1 protein-coding gene is annotated in these 933 nt (G+C 56.7%); it reads left to right on the top strand.

The window, feature by feature from the left end; all coding sequences use genetic code 11:
- Positions 1-933 (top strand): amino acid adenylation domain-containing protein (locus tag C3B51_RS23050; RefSeq protein WP_165389233.1); only part of this gene is annotated, 933 nt, incomplete at both ends.

Raw genomic sequence — 933 nt, 5'->3', positions numbered from 1 at the left:
CAGTAAGGTGCTGCAATTTGCCTCGATCAGTTTTGATGCGGCGACCTGGGAGTGGCTCATGGCCCTGAGCTGCGGTGCGACCCTGGTGATTGCCGACGAGTTACAGCGCACGGACGTGGAGCAGCTGTCAGCGTTGCTAAAAACGCAGCAGATCACTCATGCGACTTTGCCGCCAGCGCTGTTATCCACCATGGCCTTGCAGACGGACCTGGCACTGCAATGTTTAATTGTGGCAGGTGAGGCCTGTGAAGAGGCAGTGGTGGCCCGCTGGCGTGCCCATTATCCTTTTTATAATGCCTATGGTCCGTCGGAGACCTCTGTGTGTGCCACAGTAGGTGAAATTACCAATGACATCGTGCATATCGGCACACCGTTGTGCAATGTTCAGACTTATGTGTTGGATAAGCAACAAAACCTCTTACCTCACGGCAGCTTAGGTGAGCTGTGCGTGGGCGGTGACGGCCTGGCGCGGGGCTATCTGAATCAAAGCGAGCTGACCGCCGAGCGCTTTATTGACAACCCATTTTATGACCCGGAGGTGGCAGGCAGCAGCAGGCGCTTGTACCGCACCGGCGACTTAGTTCGCTATCTGGCTGATGGCAACCTGGCTTTTGTGGGTCGTGCCGATGACCAGATTAAGATCCGCGGTTTTCGCGTTGAGCTGGGGGAAATTGCCCAGCAGCTGAGCCGTCAGGCGGAAATAGACAGTGCCCTGGTGCTGGCGAAAAACGGCCCGGCAGGGACTTATTTGGTGGCTTATGTTCAGCCGGTTGACGCCGTTGCTGAGCAGGCGCAGGCAGCGTTTATGAGTGAGGCGCTGGCCACTCTGGCACAGAGCCTGCCAGATTACATGGTGCCAAAACTGGGAGTGGTCATTGCCGAGTGGCCCCTGACGGCCAACGGCAAAGTGAATAAAAAAGCCCTGCCAGAAGC

The sequence above is a fragment of the Pseudoalteromonas rubra genome, from assembly GCF_004212645.1.
GTDB lineage: Bacteria > Pseudomonadota > Gammaproteobacteria > Enterobacterales > Alteromonadaceae > Pseudoalteromonas > Pseudoalteromonas rubra_G.
The sequence above is the reverse complement of the archived record's forward strand: the minus strand, read 5'-3'. Positions and strand labels throughout refer to the sequence as shown.